Below are 19223 nucleotides of genomic sequence, written 5' to 3' on the forward strand. Positions count from 1 at the left end.
GGGTATCCGCCGTCCGGCGTCGCGCCCGCCCGTCCTGCCCCGCGGGCGGAGCGGCCGCTCATCGTGCGCCGCCCGAGGCCGGCCCCGCGACGGGTTCCGTCACGAAGTCGATGAGCTCCTCGACGCGGCCGAGCAGCGACGGCTCGAGGTCGCGATAGCTGTTCACCCGCGAGAGGATGCGCTTCCATGCGTGCGCGAAGTCGGCCTGCGACGCGGTCGGCCATCCGAAGGCCGTGCAGATCCCGGTCTTCCAGTCGATGCCGCGCGGGATCTCGGGCCAGGCGCGGATCCCCATCGCTGCGGGCGTGACGCATTGCCACACGTCGATGTACGGGTGCCCGACGATGCGCAGGTGCGCCCCGTGCGGGCCGCGCATGATCTGCTCCACGATGCGGGTCTCCTTAGAGCCGGGCACGAGGTGGTCCACGAGCACACCGTAGCGACGGTCGCGSCGCGGCGGGGCCGCGGCGAGCAGCTCCTCCAGCAGATCGACACCCTGCAGGTACTCCACGACGACGCCCTCCGCGCGCAGATCGTCGCCCCAGACCTTCTCCACGAGCTCCGCGTCGTGCCGGCCCTCGACGAGGATCCGGCTCGGCAGCGCGGTGCGCGCACGGGAGTCCCCGACCGCGAAGGATCCGGAAGCGGTGCGCTTGGTCCCGCCTGAGGCCGCCCCCGCCGCGCGAGCAGGGTGCACCAGCCGCACGGGCTCGCCATCGATCATGAAGCCCGCGCCCATCGGGAACAGCCGGCGGCGTCCCCGGTAATCCTCGAGCTCGACCTGTCCGCCCTCGATCCGGGTCACCGCACCGCAGAACCCGTCCACCGCGACCTCGACCACGAGGTCCTTCTCCGCCGCGACGTCCACGGCGACCTTCGCACCGCGCTCGCGCCAACCGCTCGCGAGCACATCGGATCCGTACCTGTCATCCATCGTCTCCAGCCTACCGAGAGCACCCCTCTCCTTTCGGAGTCCTACGGCCGGCACGGGCAGGAGAAACAAAGGGAGACACAGCCTAGACTCGCTCCTGGGGCCTGCCGGACCCCGGGAGGAGCGAAGATGCGCGCGCGCTGGGCTGTCGTCGTAGGTGTGGTCCTGGGTGCGCTCGGCATGTCGCTCGGATCCGCATCGGCGCTCGCGAGCACGGACGCGACGGCGCCCGCCCCGGCCTCGGCGCCGGTGACGTTGGGCTCGCAGTTCATCACCGATGAGGTCGGCGCGCTGGGCTCCTCAGAGACGGAAGAGCTCAACGGCCGGCTCGAGGACCTCAGCCGGTCGCAGAACATCCAGCTGTTCGTGGTGTTCGTCGACACGTTCTCCAACCCGGACAACAGCCAGGAGTGGACGAACCAGGTCGCGGTCGACAACGGTCTCGGCCAGCAGCAGTATCTGCTGGCTGTCGCCACGCAGTCACGGCAGTACTATCTGTCCGCCGACAAGGCGGGTCCGATCCCGCTGTCCCGCGTGGACCAGATCTCCCAGTCGCTCGTGAATGATCTGCGCACGCAGGACTGGGCCGCCGCCGTACGCACAGCCGCGGCAGGGTTCCAGGGATCCGGATCCTCGGGGACGGATCTGGGCGGGATCCTGTTGATCGTCCTCTGCGTCCTCGCCATCGTCGCCGCGATCATCGTTCTGGTGGTGATGCGCCGTCGCGCCGCCGCCCGGGTGAAGTCGGTCGCGACCGATCCGGTCGGSGATCCGCTCGATGCCATCAGCRAYGAGGAGCTGGCCAAGCGCGCSGGSCTCGCCCTCGTCCACACCGATGACGCGATCACGTCCTCCACCGAGGACCTCGGATTCGCCACGGCGCAGTTCGGCGACACTGCGACCAGCACGTTCACCGACGTGGTCGCCAAGGCCAAGAGCAAGCTCGATGAGGCGTTCTCCCTCAAGCAGAAGCTCGACGACGAGGTGCCCGACACCGACCAGCAGCGTCGCGACTGGCACCTGCAGATCATCCGACTGTGCGAGTCGGCCGACACCACGCTGGACGCGAACGTCGCGGCGTTCGATGAGCTCCGCAAGCTGGAGCAGAACGCGGAGCAGGCCCTCGCCCAGCTGAAGGCGCATCGCGAAGCCGCGGCTTCGGCAGTGGCTGCGGCCCCTGCCGCGCTGCAGGCGCTGGCCGCCGAATACGACGCTTCCGCTCTGCAGACGGTCGTCGGCAACCCCGCCGAGGCCGCAAGCCGGCTGGAGCTGGCCGACTCCAACATCGCTCAGGCCGCCGACCTCATCGGGCAGGGGAAGCGCGGTGAGGCCGCCTTCGCGATCCGCACCGGCGAAGAAGGCGTGCTGCAGGCGTCGCAGTTGGCGGCCGCGATCACGACCCTGCAGACCGACCTTGCCGCGACCGAGACACAGGCGCAGACGCTCATCGCGAATCTCGAGCAAGACCTTGCGGGAGCCGCAGCGCTGCCCGCATCTCCCGAGCTGAACGCCACGATGGCGGCGACCCGCACCGCGCTGGATCAGGCCCGCACCGACGCCACCGGCACAGGACGCCGGCCCCAGGCGGTGCTGGAATCGCTGACGGCGGCCAACACCCGGATCGACAGCACCGTGGACGCGATCCGCAACGCTCAGCAGCAGGCCGAGCGCGCCCAGCAGGTGCTGGAGCAGACGCTCACGCAGGCGCGCGCGGAGATCTCCACGGCGAACAGCTACATCACGACGCACCGCGGCGCGATCGGCCCCGATGCGCGAACCAGGGCCGCACAGGCATCCGCGGAGTACGACCAGGCCGAAGCTGCGCGTGTCGCGGATCCGAACGCCGCACTGCAGCACGCGCAGCGGGCGATCGCCCTCGCCCGCGAAGCCACCCAGCTCGCCGCGGGCTCCATCGACTCGTGGAGCGACGGCGGAGGCGGCTGGGGCGGCGGAGGCGGCGGAAGCCGCAGCGGCATGGGCGACGCGATCCTCGGCGGCATCATCGGCGGCATCCTGTCCGGCGGTGGCGGTGGCGGCCGAAGCAGCGGAGGCTGGGGCGGCGGTTGGCGCTCCAGTGGCGGAGGCGGCGGGTTCAGCCCCTCCAGCTTCGGCGGCGGCAGCCGCGGCGGATCGGGCGGCCGCTTCTGATACCCCCTAGCTCGACTTCTCCTCACGTGCACGACCATCACGACCGGAAATCTGGAAAGGACATCCCATGACCAAGCAGTCCATCTTCGGCCGCATCTCCACCCTGATGAAGGCCAACATCAACGCCCTCCTCGACTCCGCCGAGGATCCGCAGAAGATGATCGACCAGCTCGTCCGCGACTACACCAACAACATCGCGGACGCCGAGTCGGCCATCGCCGAGACCATCGGCAATCTGCGTCTGCTCGAGCGCGACCACCAGGAGGACGTGCAGTCCGCCGCGGAGTGGGGCAACAAGGCCCTCGCCGCCAGCCGCAAGGCCGATGACCTGCGCGGRGCSGGCAACACCSCCGACGCCGACAAGTTCGACAACCTCGCGAAGGTCGCCCTGCAGCGTCAGATCAGCTCCGAGCAGGAGGCGAAGACGGCCGAGCCGCAGATCGCCTCCCAGACCGAGATCGTCGACAAGCTCAAGACCGGCCTCAACGGCATGAAGGACAAGCTCGTCGAGCTGAAGAACAAGCGCAGCGAACTGCTCGCCCGCGCCAAGGTGGCCGAGGCGCAGACCAAGGTGCAGGACGCCGTGTCGTCGATCAACGTGCTCGACCCCACCAGCGAGCTGGGCCGGTTCGAGGACAAGGTCCGTCGCCAGGAGGCGCTGGCCCAGGGCAAGGCGGAGCTTGCTGCGTCCAGCCTGGACGCGCAGTTCGAGAGCCTCGAGGACATCGGCCAGCTGACCGAGGTCGAGGCCCGTCTGGCAGAGCTGAAGGCCGGATCGACCAAGCCCCAGGAAGCGCTCGAGGGCTGAAATGACCCGCTTCCTCRTCGTCCCGCAGTGGCAGGGCTCCCCTGCCCCGCGGGCGATGCTGCTCACCGAGGGGGCGTCGGCCATCGCCGGCGACCTCCCGAGCGCCCGCACGACGGTGCTGGAGGTCCCGCTCGAGGCCGGCGACGCCGAGGGTACGGGCGTGCACAGGCTCAGCAGCCTGCGCCGCACGAGGGAGCTCATCGAGGAAGCGATCACGGCGCATGCCGAGCCCACGCTCGTGGTGGGCGGTGACTGCGGCGTCAGCGTGGCCGCGGTCGCCGCCCTCCCTGGCGCACTGCACGACGTCGCGATCGTCTGGTTCGACGCGCACCCCGACCTGCACACCCCGGAGTCGTCGACCTCCGGTGCCTACGCGGGCATGGCGCTGCGCGCGCTGCTCGGCCACGACTCGTTCCCGATCGACGGCCCCGCGGGGCTCAGCGCGGAGCGCACGGTGCTCGTGGGCGCGCGATCCGAGGACGACGCCGAGAGCGCGTACCTGGCGGAGTCCGGGATCATCCGACTCGACGACCTCGAGGACGCACGGGCCCTGGCGGATGCCGTCGTCGCCACGGGCGCATCGCGCGTGTACGTGCACATCGATGTCGACGTGCTGGATCCGTCCGAGCTCGTCGGAGTCTCGTCCGCCGTGCCGTTCGGCCTGCGCACGGCCGATGTCGTCGGCGCGGTGAAGGCGCTGCGCGAGCAACTGCCCCTGGCAGGCGCGACCATCGCCGGCTTCGCCCCGCGCTCCCCCGGCGACGCGGTGCAGGACCTGGGCGCGATCCTGCGTCTGATCGGCGCCCTCGCGTGATCGCGGGCGACGCCGCCCGCATCGCCGCGATCGAAGCCGAGGCCGCCGAGATCCTGGAGCGGTCCCGGCGTCGCGACCTGCGTCTGCCCTCGGTGCTGCTGCGCTCCCCGATCAGCCGGCTCGGATACGCCTGGGGCATGGCCGTGGGCTGGATCTGGGGCGGGCTGTGGAGCACCGGCGAGATCGAACGTCGCGAGGGGCTGTGGATCTTCCGCGGAATGCCCGCGTGGACCTTCGCGCGAGGGGGCGTCTGCGTCGCGGGCTGCTACCTCACCGGCGACGACGTGCCGGACGACCGCGTCCTGCGACATGAGGCCGTGCACAAGCAGCAGTGGCTGCGCTACGGCCTTCTGATGCCGTTCCTTTACCTGTTCGCGGGACGGGACCCGCTGCGCAACCGCTTCGAGATCGAGGCGGGTCTGGAGGACGGGCACTACCTGCCGAGGCGGTGACTCAGGACAGCCCGAAGCGCTCCGGTGCGGTGATCCGCTCGGCGGCCATGCCCAGCCGCTCCCGAAGGTGCTCGGCGATGTCGGCCGTGCCGAGGAAGCCGCAGAGCAGCGTCACCGTGGTGTGCTCCYCCGCGCCRTCGCACAGCATCTCGTCGGACCAGGCGATCGCGGCACGAGCTGCGGCGGTGCCGCGCGCGCAGCGACGCCCGGTGCCGGGCTCGCCCGTACGCGAGCTCCTCGGCAGCCAGGTGACGGTCATCCGCGGAGGTGCAGCGACCGTGGAGATGGAGTCGGGGTCGGGCACCTCGATGAACACGCGGCCGGTCGCGCACAGCGGCAGCGTCGCCAGAGCCGCCTCCAGTTCGGCCAAGGATCCCTCGTCGGCGACGATCAGATGCTGGGCCTTCGTGGAGCGACGCTGGGCACGGCGTTCGGCGCGTGCGGTGGTGCGGATCGCGGTGGTCATGATGTCTCCACGATATCACCGGATGAAGGGTTGCCTAACCTACCCCGAGACCGCCGCTGAGCGCCCGTCAGTCGACCAGCGCGGCTCCCAGAGCGTCCAGCTCGGCACGGCTCAGCCCGGCGCCGAGCAGATAGTCCGCCGCCGAGCCGTGTCGTTCGTCGATGCTCTTCAGCAGATCGCGCATCACCGGCGCCGGCGACTGAGTCGCCACCGCGATCGCGTCGTGGGCGATCGGCAGCCGCTCCTCGAGCCACTTCGCGATCGCTCGGTTGCGTGATTCCGGGAGCTGCGAGGCGGTCAGCGCGTAGTCGTCCACGATCGCATCGCGATCCGCGCCGACGGCGGCGAGCGCGAGCGCGACGCTGACGCCGGTGCGATCCTTGCCGAGCGTGCAGTGCACCAGCGTGGGCTCCCCCTCGGACAGGATCCGGACCACCTGGACGATGCGGTCCGCACCGTCCTCGACGATGTGCCGGTACAGGCCCGCGAGACTCACATCGCCCAGCAGGAACGAGGCGACGGACCCCGCGAACAGAGGAATGCGATCGATGCGCAGCCCGGGCAGCGCACACGGCTCGGCACTCGCCTCGCTGTCATCGCGGAGGTCGACGACGCGCGCGACCCGCTCGGTGAGGAACGAGTGCGCCTCCGGCCCGACGTGCGCGAGGTTCCCGGAGCGGAACAGCACCCCCTCGCGAATACGGGAGGTGCCGGCTGGAATGCCGCCCACGTCGCGCAGATTCGTGATGCCGGGTACGTCGAGCAGGATCATCCGCGCCTCCTCACCGTTCGCCGCTGCCGCATGCCTCCAGCCTAGGGTGTGTCCGCCGCGTCGGGCCCGGTACCGGGCGCCCTCCGAGCCGGCCGGCGAGCGGCAGGGACTCGGGGCATCCCTAGGATGGAGCAGGTGCGTGACGGGCGGCGAAGGGGCTGACGATGAGCGTGGAGATCGGGCGGCGCGGCGTCCTCGACGACATCCGCGTGGCGGACTTCTCCCGTGTGCTGGCCGGCCCGTACGCGACCATGACCCTCGCTGACTTCGGCGCCGACGTTCTGAAGATCGAGCCGCCGACCGGTGACGACACCCGGCACTGGCATCCACCCGTCGACGCCGACGGCACCGCCACCTACTTCGGCAGCGTCAACCGCAACAAGCGCTCCATCGCGCTGGATCTGACCCTGGACGCCGATCGCGCCCAGGCGCTGYGACTCGCCGGTACCGCGGACGTGCTGATCGAGAACTTCCGTCCCGGGGTGATGGAGCGGTTCGGTCTCGGCTTCGACGCCATCCGCGCCGTCAATCCCGGCATCGTGTACTGCTCGATCACCGGGTTCGGTACCGGCACGGGCGCCTCGCTCGCGGGGTACGACCTGCTCGTGCAGGCCGTGGGCGGGCTGATGTCGATCACCGGCGATCCGGAAGGATCCGCAGCGAAGGCCGGGGTCGCGCTGGTCGACGTGCTGTGCGGGCAGAACGCCGTGGCCGGCATCCTGCTGGCCCTGCGCGAGCGTGAGCGCACGGGCCTCGGCCAGCGCGTCGACGTCAATCTGCTGCAGAGCCTCCTTTCGGCGCTGACGAACCAGGCGGCCTCGACGCTCGCCACCGGGGTCGCGCCCCGGCGTCTGGGCAACCAGCATCCGTCGATCGCCCCCTACGCCCTGTTCCGCGCCGCAGACCGGGACCTGGTCATCGCCGTCGGCAACGACAAGCAGTTCCGCGCGCTAGCCGTCGTGCTGGGACAGGCGGCGCTCGCGACCGATCCGCGCTTCCTCCGCAACGCCGACCGCGTCGCCCATCGGGATGCGCTCACGACGCTGATCGAGCAGGAGCTCGCGCACGCCGAAGCCGCGCACTGGATCGACCGGTTCCGTGCGGCAGGGATCCCCGCCGGCCTCGTGCACGACGTGGCGGAGGCGCTCGCCTTCGCCGAAGGATTGGGGCTCGATCCGGTGGTCGCGCTCGGGGCCTCCCGCACGATCGCGAACCCGATCCGGCTCGGCGACGCCCCGGCCGCCTATCGCACACCGCCGCCCGCTCTGAACGACTCCGCGCCCGCCGCCTGGCGCACCGAAAGGACCTGAGATGACGACTGCTCCCCGCATCGACGCCGTTTTCGACCTCGACGCTCTGCTCACCCCGGAGGAGCGCGACTGGCAGCTGCGCGCGCGGGCGTTCGCGCAGGAGCGGATCCTGCCGGTCATCGAGGAGGACTTCGAGAACGCGCATTTCCGCCGCGAGCTCATCGCCGAGCTCGGCGCCGGCGGATTCCTCGGCATGCACCTGACCGGCTACGGGTGTGCCGGCGCCGGCGCGGTGTCCTACGGCCTCGCCTGCCTCGAGCTGGAGGCGGCGGACAGCGGGTGGCGGACCTTCGTCTCGGTGCAGGGATCGCTGGCGATGAGCGCGATCGCGAAGTACGGCTCTGAACAGCAGAAGCAGGCCTGGCTGCCGCGCATGGCCACGGGCGATGCCGTCGGCTGCTTCGCGCTCACAGAGCCGCAGGGCGGCAGCGACCCTGCGGCCATGATCACCACGGCGCGCCGGGAGGGCGACGGCTGGGTGCTCGACGGCGCCAAACGCTGGATCGGGCTCGCCTCCCTCGCCGATGTCGCCGTGGTCTGGGCGCGCGTGGACGATCCGGCGTTCGGCGAAGGCGGGCGGGCGGTACGGGGCTTCCTCGTGCCGACCACGACACCGGGGTTCACCGCGACTCCGATCACGGGCAAGCTGTCCATGCGCGCATCCGTGCAGTGCGATGTCGCCCTCGAGGGCGTCCGCCTTCCCGCGGATGCGATGCTTCCCGGCGCCGAGGGGCTCTCCGGCCCGTTCGGATGCCTGAACGAGGCGCGCTACGGCATCATCTGGGGTGCGATGGGGGCGGCGCGCAGCTGCCTCGAGGCGGCGCTGGATCGCTCGACAAGCCGGGAGGTGTTCGGCAAGCCGATCGGGGCCAACCAGCTCACACAGGCCAAGCTCGCCGACATGCTCGTCGAGGTCGAGAAGGGCGTGCTGCTCGCCTTGCATCTCGGGCGCCTCAAGGAGCGCGGCGCGCTCACCGCCGCGCAGATCTCCGTCGGCAAGCTGAACAGCGTGCGCGAGGCGCTCGAGATCGCGCACCAGGCGCGCACGATCCTTGCGGGCGATGGCATCACGAACGCCTATCCCGTGATGCGGCACGCGGCCAACCTCGAGTCGGTGCGCACCTACGAAGGCACCGATGAGATCCACCAGCTGGTGATCGGTCGAGCCCTCACCGGATTGAGCGCGTTCTGATCTGGGATCTCGACTCTGACCCGAGGCTTCCGATGAGGTTAGAGCATTCCGCCTGCATAGGCTCGCTCTGAATTACTGCAAGTTACCTCCTGTGACGCTCCGAGCGCGCACTTTGATCCCTCATTTCACGTCGGCGACTGCGCGGGAGCACAATGAGGGCGTGTCCCACGTCACCCCAGAAGAGATCACCGAGTTCTCCTTCCTCGCCGGTCAGGCCGCGGCGCTCGGCGTCCCGATCCCACCGGTCGAACGCCTGAGCCTGACCCTCGCCGACGGTCGCACGCTGAGCGCGCTGCGCTACGGCGACGAACCGGTCGAGGTCACCCTGCTGCACGGCGCGGGCCTGAATGCGCACACCTGGGACACCACGGTGCTCGCCCTCGGCCGGCCCGCCCTGGCGATCGACCTCGCGGGCCATGGCGACTCCTCCTGGCGCGACGACGCCGACTACACCGGCCGCACCCTGGCCGCCGACGTGATCGAGGCACTGCGCACCTGGACCGACCGCCCGCAGGTGCTCGTCGGCCAGTCGCTGGGCGGGCTCACCGCGGCAGCGATCGCCGCCCGCGCCCCGGAGCTCGTGCGCGAGCTCCTCGTCGTCGACATCACCCCCGGCGTCGACCAGAGCGTCGGCCCCGCGGCCCTGCGCGAGTTCTACCGCGTGGTCGACGCCGCCTCCCGCGACGAGCTCGTCGAACGCGCCCAGCAGTTCGGCTTCGGCGGATCCCGGGACGACACCGCACGCGGCGTGTTCCTGAACACGAGAGTCCGCCCCGACGGCCGCGTGGAGTGGAAGCACCACTTCGCGCACATCGCGGCTCGGCTGCTGGACGCGCCGCCCGCGACGGCATCGACCGGAGCGCCGTCCGCGATCCTCGGCGAGCACGGCTGGGCGGATCTCGATGCCGTCGTCGCCCCGCTCTCCCTGGTCCGCGCCGGTCACGGGTTCGTCTCGGACGACGCCGAACAGGAGTTCCGCGCACGTGCTCCCCGCGCACGAGTCCTGCACCTCGAAGGCAGCCACAACCTGCAGGAGACGGCCCCGGCAGCCCTCGCCGAGATCATCCGCACCGCCGCAGACAGCATCGGCCCTGAGCCCGTCGAGGAGCCCGGATTGTGACGCCGCGTTCCGCCGCCGAAGCCCGGCGCTGAACGGCCGCCCTAGGCTCGACCGCACACCGCAAGACCCGCACGCACCGCACATCGCACACCCGCACAGCACCCCACAGCACCGCCCGAGAGGATCCCCCGCATGCACCGCACCCGCGCTGCCCTCGCCTCGCGCCGCCGCGCGCCGCGCCGCGCCGCCGTCGCCCTGCTCACCGGCCTGACGGCCGCCGCCCTCATGCTGTCCGCCTGCACCGGATCCCCCGCTCCGTCGGGAAGCAGCGCCTCGGGAGCCGCCGACGCGAACGCCACGCTCACGGTGGGCCTCGTGCTCGAACCGTCGAACCTCGACATCCGGCACACCAGCGGCGCCGCGCTCGAGCAGGTGCTCGTCGACAACATCTACGAGGGGCTGGTCAGCCGCACGCAGGACAACAAGATCATCGACCGGCTCGCGAAGAGCCACGACATCTCATCCGACGGCCTGACGTACACCTTCGTGCTGAACGACGGCATCACCTTCCACAACGGCACGAAGCTCACATCATCCGACGTCGTCGCCTCGCTGCAGACCGCCAAGGACGACAAGACCGTCCAGGGGCACGCCGACCTCGCCGACGTCGCGTCGATCGAAGCCAAGGATGACAAGACGGTCGTCATCACGCTCACGCAACCCAGTCAGAACTTCCTGTTCAGCCTCACCGGCGCCGCGGGCCTCGTGTTCCAGAAGGGCGACACGACCGACCTGCAGGCCGCCGAGAACGGCACGGGGCCGTTCACCCTCACGCAGTGGAAGAAGGGCGATTCGCTCTCCTTCGCCCGCAACGACACGTACTGGGGCGCCAAGGCCGGCGTGAAGAGCGTCGTCTTCGACTACATCCCCGATTTCACCGCCGGCGTGAACGCCGCGCAGAGCGGCACGCTGGACGTGCTCACCGCGGTGGACGCGAACCTCGCGCCGCAGCTCGATAAGAACGGGACCTTCACCATCACGAAGGGCCGTACCACCGACAAGGGGACCCTCGCGTTCAACAACGCCAAGGCCCCGCTGAACGACCAGCGCGTCCGCGAGGCGCTGCGCCTGGCGATCGACCACAAGGCGCTGATCGAGGCGCGCGGCGTCGGGACGACCCTGTACGGTCCGATCCCCCAGCTCGACCCCGGGTACAAGGATCTGTCCAGCACGGCGCCGTACGACCCGGAGAAGGCCAAGTCGCTGCTCAAGGAGGCGGGCCAGGAGAATCTCGCCCTCACCCTCACGACCCCCTCGTTCTACGGCACGACGGTTCCGCAGCTGCTCACCAGCGACTTCAAGAAGGTCGGCGTCACGCTCACGGTGAACTCGGTCGAGTTCCCCGCGTGGCTGGACTCCGTCTACACCAAGCACGACTACGACCTCAGCTTCGTGCTGCACGTCGAGCCGCGCGACTTCGGCAACTTCGCCAATCCGGACTACTACTTCGGCTACAACAACCCCGAGGTGCAGAAGCTCTACGCGCAGTCGCAGACCGAGCTGGACGCGAAGAAGTCGGCCGACCTGCTCTCCCAGGCCGCCGAGATCGTCGCGAAGGACGCCGCGGCCGACTGGCTGTACGAGGATCAGACCCTGACCGCGGTGCGTCCCGGGGTGAACGGCTTCCCGAAGGACTCGATCAACTCGCGGCTGGATCTGCGCGGCGTCACCGTCACCAAGTAGCCTCAGCCCTGTGCTCCGCTACGCGCTCACCCGGGGAGCCCTGCTCATCGCGGGGCTCCTCGTCGCGAGCGCGCTGATCTTCCTCGCACTGCGGGTGTTCCCGGGCGACGTGGCGCAGCTACTCGCGGGGAACAAGGCCACGCCGGAGCAGGTCGACGCGATCCGCAAGGGCCTCGGTCTCGATCAGCCGCTCGTGCTGCAGTACCTCGGCTGGATCGGGGGCGTGCTGCACGGCGACCTGGGCACGTCGCAGCTCAACGGCGCCTCGGTCGCCGCCGAGCTCGCCCAGAAGGCCCAGGTGACGGTGCCGCTCGCGACGCTGTCGCTGCTCGTCGCCCTGATCATCGCCATTCCCCTGGGCATCGGATCGGCCCTGCTGCGCGGACGCGCGGCCGGCACGGCGCTGAACACGGCGGCCCAGGCGGTCGCCGCCGTCCCGGTCGTCTGGGCGGGCATGATGCTGGTCGTGGTGTTCGCGGTGTGGCTGGGCTGGCTGCCCGCGCAGGGCTTCCCCCGTGGGGGCTGGGCGGATCCCGGCGCGGCGCTGCAGGCGCTGATCCTGCCCGCGTTCACGATCGGCACGATCGAGGGGGCGCTGCTGCTGCGCTTCGTGCGCAGCGCGACCCTGCAGGCCGCAGGACAGGACTTCGTGCGCACCGCGGCGGCGAAGGGGCTCACTCGCAACCGCGCCCTCCTCCAGCACGGACTGCCGGCGGTCGGGCTCTCGATCATCACCGTGCTCGGCATCCAGGTGGCCGGCATCATCGTCGGATCCGTCGTCGTCGAGCAGCTCTTCACGCTGCCGGGGATCGGGCGCATGCTCGTGGCCGACGTCGGCACGCGCGACCTCGTGAAGGTGCAGGGCGAGCTGCTCGTGCTCACCGGCATGGTGCTCATCATCGGCTTCGTCGTGGATCTGCTGCACCGCGCGCTCGACCCCCGGCAGCGGGAGGCCGACGAATGACCACGCTGCGCCGCCTCCGCTCCTCCGCCGCCGGGCTGTTCGGCCTCATCGTCGTGGCCGCGATCCTCGTCACTGCCGTCGTCTCGCTGTTCTGGACGCCGTTCGACCCGCGCGCCACCGATGTCGCCTCCCGCTGGCTGGCCCCGAGCTGGCCGCACCTGCTCGGCACCGACCTGACCGGGCGCGACATCCTGAGCCTGATCATGGCCGGATCCCGCACGACGGTGCTCGTGGCGGTCGGTGCGGGTGCGATCGCCACCCTCATCGGCCTCGCCCTCGGTGCGCTGGGCGCGCTCACGGCACGCTGGATGCGCGAGACCGTGGCGGTGCTCGTCGACGTCCTCATCGCGTTCCCCGTGCTGATCATCGCGATGCTGATCTCCACGGTGCACGGCGGATCCCTCTGGGTCGTCGTCTGGGCCGTCGGGATCGGATTCGGCGTGAACGTCGCCCGGGTCACCCGCCCCGAGCTGCGGCGGGTGCAGCACAGCGACTTCGTGGTGGCCGGACGCGCCTCCGGCCTCACCCCGCTGCAGAACCTCGTGCAGCATCTGCTGCCCAACATCGCCCCGGTCTTCATCGTGCAGCTGAGCTGGGCCATGGCCACGGCGGTGCTCGCCGAGGCCGGGCTGTCGTACCTCGGCTTCGGTGCATCGGTCGTCGACCCGTCCTGGGGCATCCTGCTGGCCGACCTGCAGCGCTACATCCAGATCCACCCGCTCACCGTGGTGTGGCCCGGGCTCGCGATCACGATCACGGTGCTCGCGTTCAACCTGCTCGGCGACGCGATGCGCGACGCGACGGATCCCACGCTGCGCACCGGACGGCGCCCGGCGAACCGCGCACGGGCCGGCCAGCCGCGCCTGCCGGAGGTGACCGCATGAGCCTCGAGGTGACCGACCTCGTCATCGAGATCGACGGCCGCCGGGTCGTGGACGGCATCTCGTTCGCCGTGCGGGATGGCACGCGCCTGGGGCTCATCGGCGAGTCCGGATCCGGCAAGTCGCTCACCGCGCTCGCGATCATGGGGCTGCTGCCGGACGGCGCCACGGCGTTCGGCAGCGTGCGCTGGAACGGCCGGGAGATCCTGAACCTGCCCGACCGCGAGCTCGCCGGGATCCGCGGCGACGAGATCGGCATGGTGTTCCAGGAGCCGCGCACCGCTCTGAATCCGATCCGCACGATCGGCCGCCAGATCGCGGAGACGATCCGGATACACGAGCGCATCGGCCGGCGCGCCGCCAGGGTTCGAGCGATCGGCGAGGCGGCCCGCGTCGCTCTGCCGGATCCCGAGCGCATCGTGGACCGCTATCCGCATCAGCTGAGCGGCGGCCAGCGCCAGCGCGCCGCGATCGCCATCGCCCTCGCTGCGAGGCCGCGACTGCTCATCGCCGACGAACCGACGACCGCGCTGGACGTGACCATCCAGGCCGGGGTGCTGCGCCTGCTGCTGTCGCTCGTGGAATCGGACGGGATGTCGCTCGTGTTCATCACRCACGACCTCGCCGTGCTCGCKCAGGTCGCSACGCACGCCGTCGTGCTCGCCGACGGCMGGGTSRTCGARTCCGGACCGCTCGAGACGCTGCTGACCGCGCCGGAATCGCCGATCACGCAGGGCCTGCTGCGCGACGCGACGGCGACCCTGTGGCGCGGGGAGGAGGAGGGATGAGCGACCCGATCACGGTGCCGGACGCCGCGCACGACGAGCCGTTGATCCGCGCGCGAAGGCTGCGCCGCGAGTACCTCGCAGCCCGGAAGGAACCGTTCGCGCGGCGGGCCCGCTCAGTCGCTCTGGACGACGTGGACCTCGATGTCATGGCAGGTCGCGCGCTCGGCATCATCGGCGAATCAGGATCCGGCAAATCCACCCTGATCCGGCTGCTGCTGGGGCTCGACCGCCCGACGGCGGGCACCGTGCACGTCGACGGACGCCCGGTGGACGCACGTGCGTCGGCGCGGGCGCTGCACTGGCTGCGCCGCGAGACGGGTCTGGTCTTCCAGGATCCGTACGCCTCTCTCGATCCGCGCCAGTCGGTCGGCCGGATCGTGTCGGAGCCTCTGCGCGCGCTGGGCATCGACGGCGTTCACCGCGCCAGAGTCGCCGAGGTGCTCGACCGCGTCGGCCTGGATCCCGAGATGGCATCGCGCTACCCGCACGAGTTCTCCGGTGGCCAGCGTCAGCGCGTGGCCCTGGCCCGCGCGATCGCGCATCGACCCCGGATCCTGATCGGCGACGAACCGATGTCCGCTCTGGACGTCACCGTGCGCGCACAGATCCTCGACCTGCTCCGCGAGCTCAGCCGTGACGGCATGACCCTTGTGCTGGTGTCCCACGACATCGGCGTGGTGCAGAACCTGTGCGACGACGTCGCCGTGATGAAGGACGGACGCATCGTCGAGCACGGGTCCACCGCGCGTGTGCTGCACCACCCCGAGAAGGACTACACCAAGCGTCTGCTCGCGGCGATCCCGGTCGTCCCCGGGCGCTGATCCCCGGGAACGCGTTCAGAGCCGGTACACCCGGCGGGCGTTCTCGGCGCCGATCATCTCCAGCACGCGGCAGGCGTCGGCCTCGCTCCATTCCCCCTCGCGCACCCAACGGCCCAGAGCGACCGCCATTCCGCGCCGCCACAGGATCGATCCCACCAGGTGCAGTTCGGGCAGGCCGAACGCGTCCGAGGAGTAGAGCTGCTTCGCGAACGGGGCGAGCTCGAGCGCCTCCGCGACGAGCTGCCGGCTCTGCGCGCCGAGGTAGTTCACGCCGAGGCCGATGTCGAAGTAGACGTTGTCGAAGCCCTGCGCCAGGTACGCCGCCTCACGGTGGTACGGGTAGCAGTGCAGCAGCATGATCGGCGTGCGCTGCACGTCGGCGCGACGGAGCAGCGGCAGCAGCAGCATCGGGTTCGTGCGGTGCAGGTCGAGGTCGCGGTCGCCGAAGCCGACATGCACCTGCAGCGGCAGGCCGAGCGCGACTGCCGCGTGTACGACGAACGCTTCGAGCACAGGATCCGACAACCGCGGCTTCTCCTGGCCGAGCGCGGCCCAGCGCTCCACGGCTGCCGCCACGGCGGCGTCGGCCGGCGGCTCCCAGTCGATGTCGAAGCCGACGCGGTACGCGACGATGGTCTTGAAGCCGGTGGCCTCGACCGCGGCCTCGGTGATCGCCGCGCGGAACGCCTCGGCAAAGTCGGCCGCAGCGACGCCGCCGGCGACCAGCCCCTCGGCGACGAGCTCGAGCCGCACGATCTCGCTGGTCGCACCGCCCGACTCCTCGGCCATCGCCGTCGGGTCCGTGATCGGGCGCAGGCTGAAGCCGGTGTCCATGACCCAGTGCTCGACGCCGGCGGGGCGCAGCAGCACCCGGTCCAGCTCGGCGGGGGCGAGCGCGCTGCGCGCCGCCCAGTACTCCTCGGCGGGCGCGTGCCGCTCGATGCCCAGCAGCGGGGCGCACCAGCGCCGGAACGCGAAGCCGGGCTGCGAGTCGAACTGCGTCATGAACGCGGGGATCGGATCCGTCGACGCCTCGTTGAACGACTCCTCGAACGCGGCACGGTCGACCGGGTCCATGTAGCAGCCGTGCACGTGATGGTCGATCAGCGCGAGCGACTGCGCCGTCTCGGCCAGGCGGGGTGGGATGCCCTCGAGACCCTCCAGGATCCCGTTCTCCCCGAACGCGTGCTCACCAACCGGCATATTCCTGCACCTCCTCGTCGCTGACCCGACCCGCGATCGCATCGGCGATCGCCCGGTCGAGGATGTCCGCCGCGCGGTCGATCTCATCATCCGTGATGACGAGCGGCGGCGTGATCTCCAGGACGTTGCCGCCCACGTAATAGACGACCGCGCCGAGCTGCCAGGCCCGGTAGACGACGCGGCGTGCGAGCTCGCCGTCCGGCTGCAGCCCGTCGCGATCGCGGACCAGCTCGAGCCCGATCGTGAGCCCGCGTCCGCGTACATCGCCGATCCGCTCGGCCGACAGCCCGCCCTCGAGGCCCTCGCCCGCGGCCAGGCGCCGCAGCGCCGCCGCGAACCGGTCGCCGGCCTGAGCGGCCCGTTCGACGAGCCCCTCCTCGGCGATCGTCCGCAGCACGGCGCGGCCCGCCGCGGTCGACACGGGGTTGCCTGCAGTGGTCAGCAGGGCGGATCCGGCCGGGCGGTCCAGGATCGCGGCCGGTCCCACCGCCGCGGAGAGCGGGATCCCGGCGCCGAGCGCCTTGCCGAACGTGACGATCTCGGGCACGATGCCGTCGTGCTGGAACGCGTGCAGCGTGCCGGTGCGGGCAAGTCCGACCTTGACCTCGTCGACCACGAGCGGCACGCCGGCTGCGCGGCAGGCCTCGTGCACGGACCGCAGGAACCCGTCCGGCGGGACGACGAGCCCGCCGTCGGAGAGGATCGGCTCGACGATCAGGCAGGCGACGCGATCCGTGGCCAGGGCGTTGCGGATCGCGGCCAGGGATGCGGCGACGTCGGCGTCGATCCCGGCCGGGCCGGGGCGGAACGGGTTCGGGTACGGCACGAGCACGAGATCCGGATCGCCGACGTGCCCGGCCTCGATCTGCTGCCCGGACACCCCCATCGCGAGCCCCAGGCCGCCGTGGTAGCCGTGCTCGAACGCGACGACGGTGCGGCGTCCGGACGCGTAACGACAGGAACGCAGCACCACGTCGTTGGCGTCGGATCCGGCATGGCCGAGGTAGACGCGGCGCTCRCCATCGCCCGAAGCGGGGACGAGCGCGAGCAGGTCCTCCGCGAGGCCGACCGAGTCGGGGTGGATGGCCGACAGCCCGCCCGCGCCGGGCGCGGTCCGCACGGCGCGGGACACCGCCTCGACCACGGCGGGATGGCCGTGGCCGAGGCCGTTCGCGGTCCAGGTCGCGGACAGATCGATCAGTCCGCGCCCGGCCGGGTCCACCAGGACCGAGCCGTGGCCGCTGACGACCTCGAGCGGGAAGAAGTGCAGCTTCTCGACGCCCGCGATCGCCCGGGCGTCGCGCGCGAGCAGGGAGAGCGTCATCTGTCCTCGGCGGGGCCGGTGAGGTGGATCGGGTCGAGCTCCTTGCCCAGGCCGGGCAGTTCGAGCTCGCGGGCGAGCGAGGCGCCGACCTGCTTGGCGATCTTCGACGCAGCGAGCGCGAGGATCAGCCCGAGCGCGCACCAGAGCAGCGCGACGACGCCGGCCGCGGACGGATCCGCCGAGTCCTTCACGTTGAACCAGATCACGATGACGATCACGATCGCGCCGAGCACCGGCAGCACCGTACCGAGCACGCGTCCGCCGCCGCCGTGCACGGCCTGGAACCGGCCGTGGTTGACGAAGTACACCGCGGCGACCTCGACCATCAGGTACGCGACCATGAGGCAGACCGTGCCGGCGACCGCGAAGTAGAAGTACGCGTCGATCGCGGCGTTGCCGGTGCCCATCACGGGCCAGCCGGTCGCGGCGCAGATCAGCAGCGTGACGACGACCACGGCGAGCACGAGCCAGGCCGCGCGACGCGGGCCGCCCTTGGGGTGCAGCACGCCGAGCGAGCGCGGGCCGAAGCCGTCGCGGGCGAACGCGTAGAGCATGCGGCTCGCGGTCGCGACCGTCGCCATGTGTGAGCCGAACGCGGCACAGGTCGCGGTGAAGATCGCGATCACGCCGAACCACGGCCCGATGTACTGCGTGCCGAGGTCGCCCAGGGTGTTGCCGGAGGTGCCGAAGGCCTTGAGACCAGCCTCGTCGGTGCCGAAGCCGATGGTCTGGGCGAACATCACCACGACGAAGAGCACGCCGGTGATGATCAGGGTGCCGAACAGCGCTCGCGGGATGTTGCGCTTGGGGTTGTTCGTCTCCTCGCCGAGCGACGCGCAGGCCTCGAATCCGGCCCAGGACAGGAACGCCGCGACGACGCCCGAGAGCACCTGGCCGACGTCGATGCCGGTGAAGCTGAAGCTGGAGAAGTCGATGCCGGTGGTGTGCGCGCCGCCGTGCCCGAAGATCGCGATCACGAGGATGATCATCGCGATGATGCCGACACCCTCGATGATCAGCAGCACCTTGGCGATGAGCGCCACATCGCGCCCCGCGAGGAGGAAGGAGAGTGCGGCTCCGACGATCATGATGAGTGGCCACGGCAGCTGGATCGGGTGCTCGACGCCGGGCTGGAACGCCGCGATCAGCGCGTTCACGAACGCCGCGGTGAGGGCGAGCGTGCCGATCGAGAAGCCGACGTAGGCGCCGAGCATGGCCCAGCCGGAGAAGAAGCCGGTGCGGGGACCGACGGTGCCGCCGATCAGCCCGTAGGCGGATCCGGCGTGGTTGAGGTGGCGGGTCAGGCGCATGAAGCCGTAGCCGACGAGCGCGACGCCGATCGCGCCGATCACGAAGACGAGCGGCACGGACTTGCCGACGATCGCGACCAGACCCTGGCCGTTGCCGGACATGGCGAGGGTCGGACCGACGGTGGCGAGCGACAGGGCGAGTGCGGCCCAGAGCGGCAGGGCGCGGCGCGGCGCGGATTCAGGCGCCGCGGCGGGCGCGGAGCCGGGTTCGGTGGCGGACATTCGGGTCTCCTCCG

The 19223-nt window shown here is 71.0% G+C and carries 18 protein-coding genes; 12 read left to right on the forward strand and 6 right to left on the reverse strand.

Annotation, left to right across the window (positions count from 1 at the left end):
- Nucleotides 1-58 precede the first annotated feature (58 nt).
- Nucleotides 59-934, reverse strand: coding sequence for a DUF3097 domain-containing protein (locus AC1DMN_RS11735; RefSeq protein WP_477230720.1), 876 nt, complete (start codon nt 932-934; stop codon nt 59-61).
- Nucleotides 935-1060: 126 nt separating this feature from the next.
- Here AC1DMN_RS11735 and AC1DMN_RS11740 point away from each other — a divergent pair, with 126 nt between their 5' ends.
- The 4 genes from AC1DMN_RS11740 to AC1DMN_RS11755 all read left to right on the forward strand — a co-directional run bounded on the left by AC1DMN_RS11740 (nt 1061) and on the right by AC1DMN_RS11755 (nt 5153).
- A complete protein-coding gene (locus tag AC1DMN_RS11740) occupies nt 1061-3079 on the forward strand; it encodes a TPM domain-containing protein (RefSeq protein ID WP_477384266.1) in 2019 nt (672 codons plus the stop codon).
- Between the two features lie 67 nt (nt 3080-3146).
- A complete protein-coding gene (locus tag AC1DMN_RS11745) occupies nt 3147-3887 on the forward strand; it encodes a PspA/IM30 family protein (RefSeq protein ID WP_477384268.1) in 741 nt (246 codons plus the stop codon).
- A 1-nt stretch (nt 3888) separates the two neighbouring features.
- On the forward strand, nt 3889-4701 hold the full coding sequence (locus AC1DMN_RS11750; protein WP_477384270.1) for an arginase family protein: 813 nt from the start codon (nt 3889-3891) through the stop codon (nt 4699-4701).
- Nucleotides 4702-4784: 83 nt separating this feature from the next.
- A complete protein-coding gene (locus tag AC1DMN_RS11755) occupies nt 4785-5153 on the forward strand; it encodes a Fe-S oxidoreductase (protein WP_440732447.1) in 369 nt (122 codons plus the stop codon).
- A 1-nt stretch (nt 5154) separates the two neighbouring features.
- On the opposite strand, the gene AC1DMN_RS11760 is transcribed toward AC1DMN_RS11755, so the two are convergent.
- Together AC1DMN_RS11760 and AC1DMN_RS11765 are read right to left on the reverse strand one after the other, a co-directional pair.
- Nucleotides 5155-5619 (reverse strand): SIP domain-containing protein, encoded by a 465-nt coding sequence (locus AC1DMN_RS11760; RefSeq protein WP_477384272.1) that lies wholly within the window; start codon nt 5617-5619, stop codon nt 5155-5157.
- 67 nt (nt 5620-5686) lie between these two features.
- Nucleotides 5687-6391, reverse strand: coding sequence for a tyrosine-protein phosphatase (locus AC1DMN_RS11765; RefSeq protein ID WP_440732247.1), 705 nt, complete (start codon nt 6389-6391; stop codon nt 5687-5689).
- A gap of 164 nt (nt 6392-6555) precedes the next feature.
- On the opposite strand from AC1DMN_RS11765, the gene AC1DMN_RS11770 reads away from it, so the two are divergent.
- The 8 genes from AC1DMN_RS11770 (at nt 6556) to AC1DMN_RS11805 (ending at nt 15150) form a co-directional block, all read left to right on the forward strand.
- Entirely contained in the window at nt 6556-7701 is a 1146-nt protein-coding gene (locus AC1DMN_RS11770) for a CaiB/BaiF CoA transferase family protein (RefSeq protein ID WP_477384274.1), read from the forward strand.
- Nucleotide 7702: 1 nt separating this feature from the next.
- Complete coding sequence (locus AC1DMN_RS11775) at nt 7703-8893, forward strand: acyl-CoA dehydrogenase family protein (protein WP_477230726.1); 1191 nt, start codon at nt 7703-7705, stop codon at nt 8891-8893.
- Nucleotides 8894-9053: 160 nt separating this feature from the next.
- Nucleotides 9054-10013, forward strand: coding sequence for an alpha/beta fold hydrolase (locus AC1DMN_RS11780; protein ID WP_477230727.1), 960 nt, complete (start codon nt 9054-9056; stop codon nt 10011-10013).
- Nucleotides 10014-10145: 132 nt separating this feature from the next.
- Nucleotides 10146-11696 (forward strand): ABC transporter substrate-binding protein, encoded by a 1551-nt coding sequence (locus AC1DMN_RS11785; protein ID WP_477230728.1) that lies wholly within the window; start codon nt 10146-10148, stop codon nt 11694-11696.
- 10 nt (nt 11697-11706) lie between these two features.
- A complete protein-coding gene (locus AC1DMN_RS11790) occupies nt 11707-12660 on the forward strand; it encodes an ABC transporter permease (RefSeq protein ID WP_477230729.1) in 954 nt (317 codons plus the stop codon).
- On the forward strand, nt 12657-13544 hold the full coding sequence (locus tag AC1DMN_RS11795) for an ABC transporter permease (RefSeq protein WP_477230730.1): 888 nt from the start codon (nt 12657-12659) through the stop codon (nt 13542-13544). Before AC1DMN_RS11790 ends, AC1DMN_RS11795 begins: the two co-directional genes overlap by 4 nt.
- Nucleotides 13541-14329, forward strand: coding sequence for an ATP-binding cassette domain-containing protein (locus AC1DMN_RS11800; protein ID WP_477384276.1), 789 nt, complete (start codon nt 13541-13543; stop codon nt 14327-14329). The genes AC1DMN_RS11795 and AC1DMN_RS11800 overlap by 4 nt, the downstream gene beginning before the upstream one ends.
- Entirely contained in the window at nt 14326-15150 is an 825-nt protein-coding gene (locus AC1DMN_RS11805) for an ABC transporter ATP-binding protein (RefSeq protein ID WP_477230732.1), read from the forward strand. Before AC1DMN_RS11800 ends, AC1DMN_RS11805 begins: the two co-directional genes overlap by 4 nt.
- 15 nt (nt 15151-15165) lie before the next feature.
- On the opposite strand, the gene AC1DMN_RS11810 is transcribed toward AC1DMN_RS11805, so the two are convergent.
- From AC1DMN_RS11810 to AC1DMN_RS11820, 3 genes are read right to left on the reverse strand one after another with little or no spacing between them, the layout of a single operon-like run.
- The gene (locus AC1DMN_RS11810; RefSeq protein ID WP_441976750.1) at nt 15166-16353 is read right to left on the reverse strand and encodes an amidohydrolase family protein; all 1188 of its coding nucleotides are present in this window, start codon (nt 16351-16353) and stop codon (nt 15166-15168) included.
- Complete coding sequence (locus AC1DMN_RS11815) at nt 16340-17677, reverse strand: aspartate aminotransferase family protein (RefSeq protein WP_477230733.1); 1338 nt, start codon at nt 17675-17677, stop codon at nt 16340-16342. Before AC1DMN_RS11815 ends, AC1DMN_RS11810 begins: the two co-directional genes overlap by 14 nt.
- Complete coding sequence (locus tag AC1DMN_RS11820) at nt 17674-19209, reverse strand: APC family permease (RefSeq protein ID WP_440732258.1); 1536 nt, start codon at nt 19207-19209, stop codon at nt 17674-17676. Before AC1DMN_RS11820 ends, AC1DMN_RS11815 begins: the two co-directional genes overlap by 4 nt.
- Nucleotides 19210-19223: the final 14 nt, after the last annotated feature.

It is taken from the genome of Microbacterium sp. 01T413_2, assembly GCF_056398985.1.

Bases quoted from the DNA above. Each gene is read 5' to 3' on its own strand.
- AC1DMN_RS11765 (WP_440732247.1), bottom strand. From the start codon at position 6,391: ATGATCCTGCTCGACGTACCCGGCATCACGAATCTGCGCGACGTGGGC.
- AC1DMN_RS11775 (WP_477230726.1), top strand. From the start codon at position 7,703: ATGACGACTGCTCCCCGCATCGACGCCGTTTTCGACCTCGACGCTCTG.
- AC1DMN_RS11785 (WP_477230728.1), top strand. From the start codon at position 10,146: ATGCACCGCACCCGCGCTGCCCTCGCCTCGCGCCGCCGCGCGCCGCGC.
- AC1DMN_RS11795 (WP_477230730.1), top strand. From the start codon at position 12,657: ATGACCACGCTGCGCCGCCTCCGCTCCTCCGCCGCCGGGCTGTTCGGC.
- AC1DMN_RS11805 (WP_477230732.1), top strand. From the start codon at position 14,326: ATGAGCGACCCGATCACGGTGCCGGACGCCGCGCACGACGAGCCGTTG.
- AC1DMN_RS11810 (WP_441976750.1), bottom strand. From the start codon at position 16,353: ATGCCGGTTGGTGAGCACGCGTTCGGGGAGAACGGGATCCTGGAGGGT.
- AC1DMN_RS11820 (WP_440732258.1), bottom strand. From the start codon at position 19,209: ATGTCCGCCACCGAACCCGGCTCCGCGCCCGCCGCGGCGCCTGAATCC.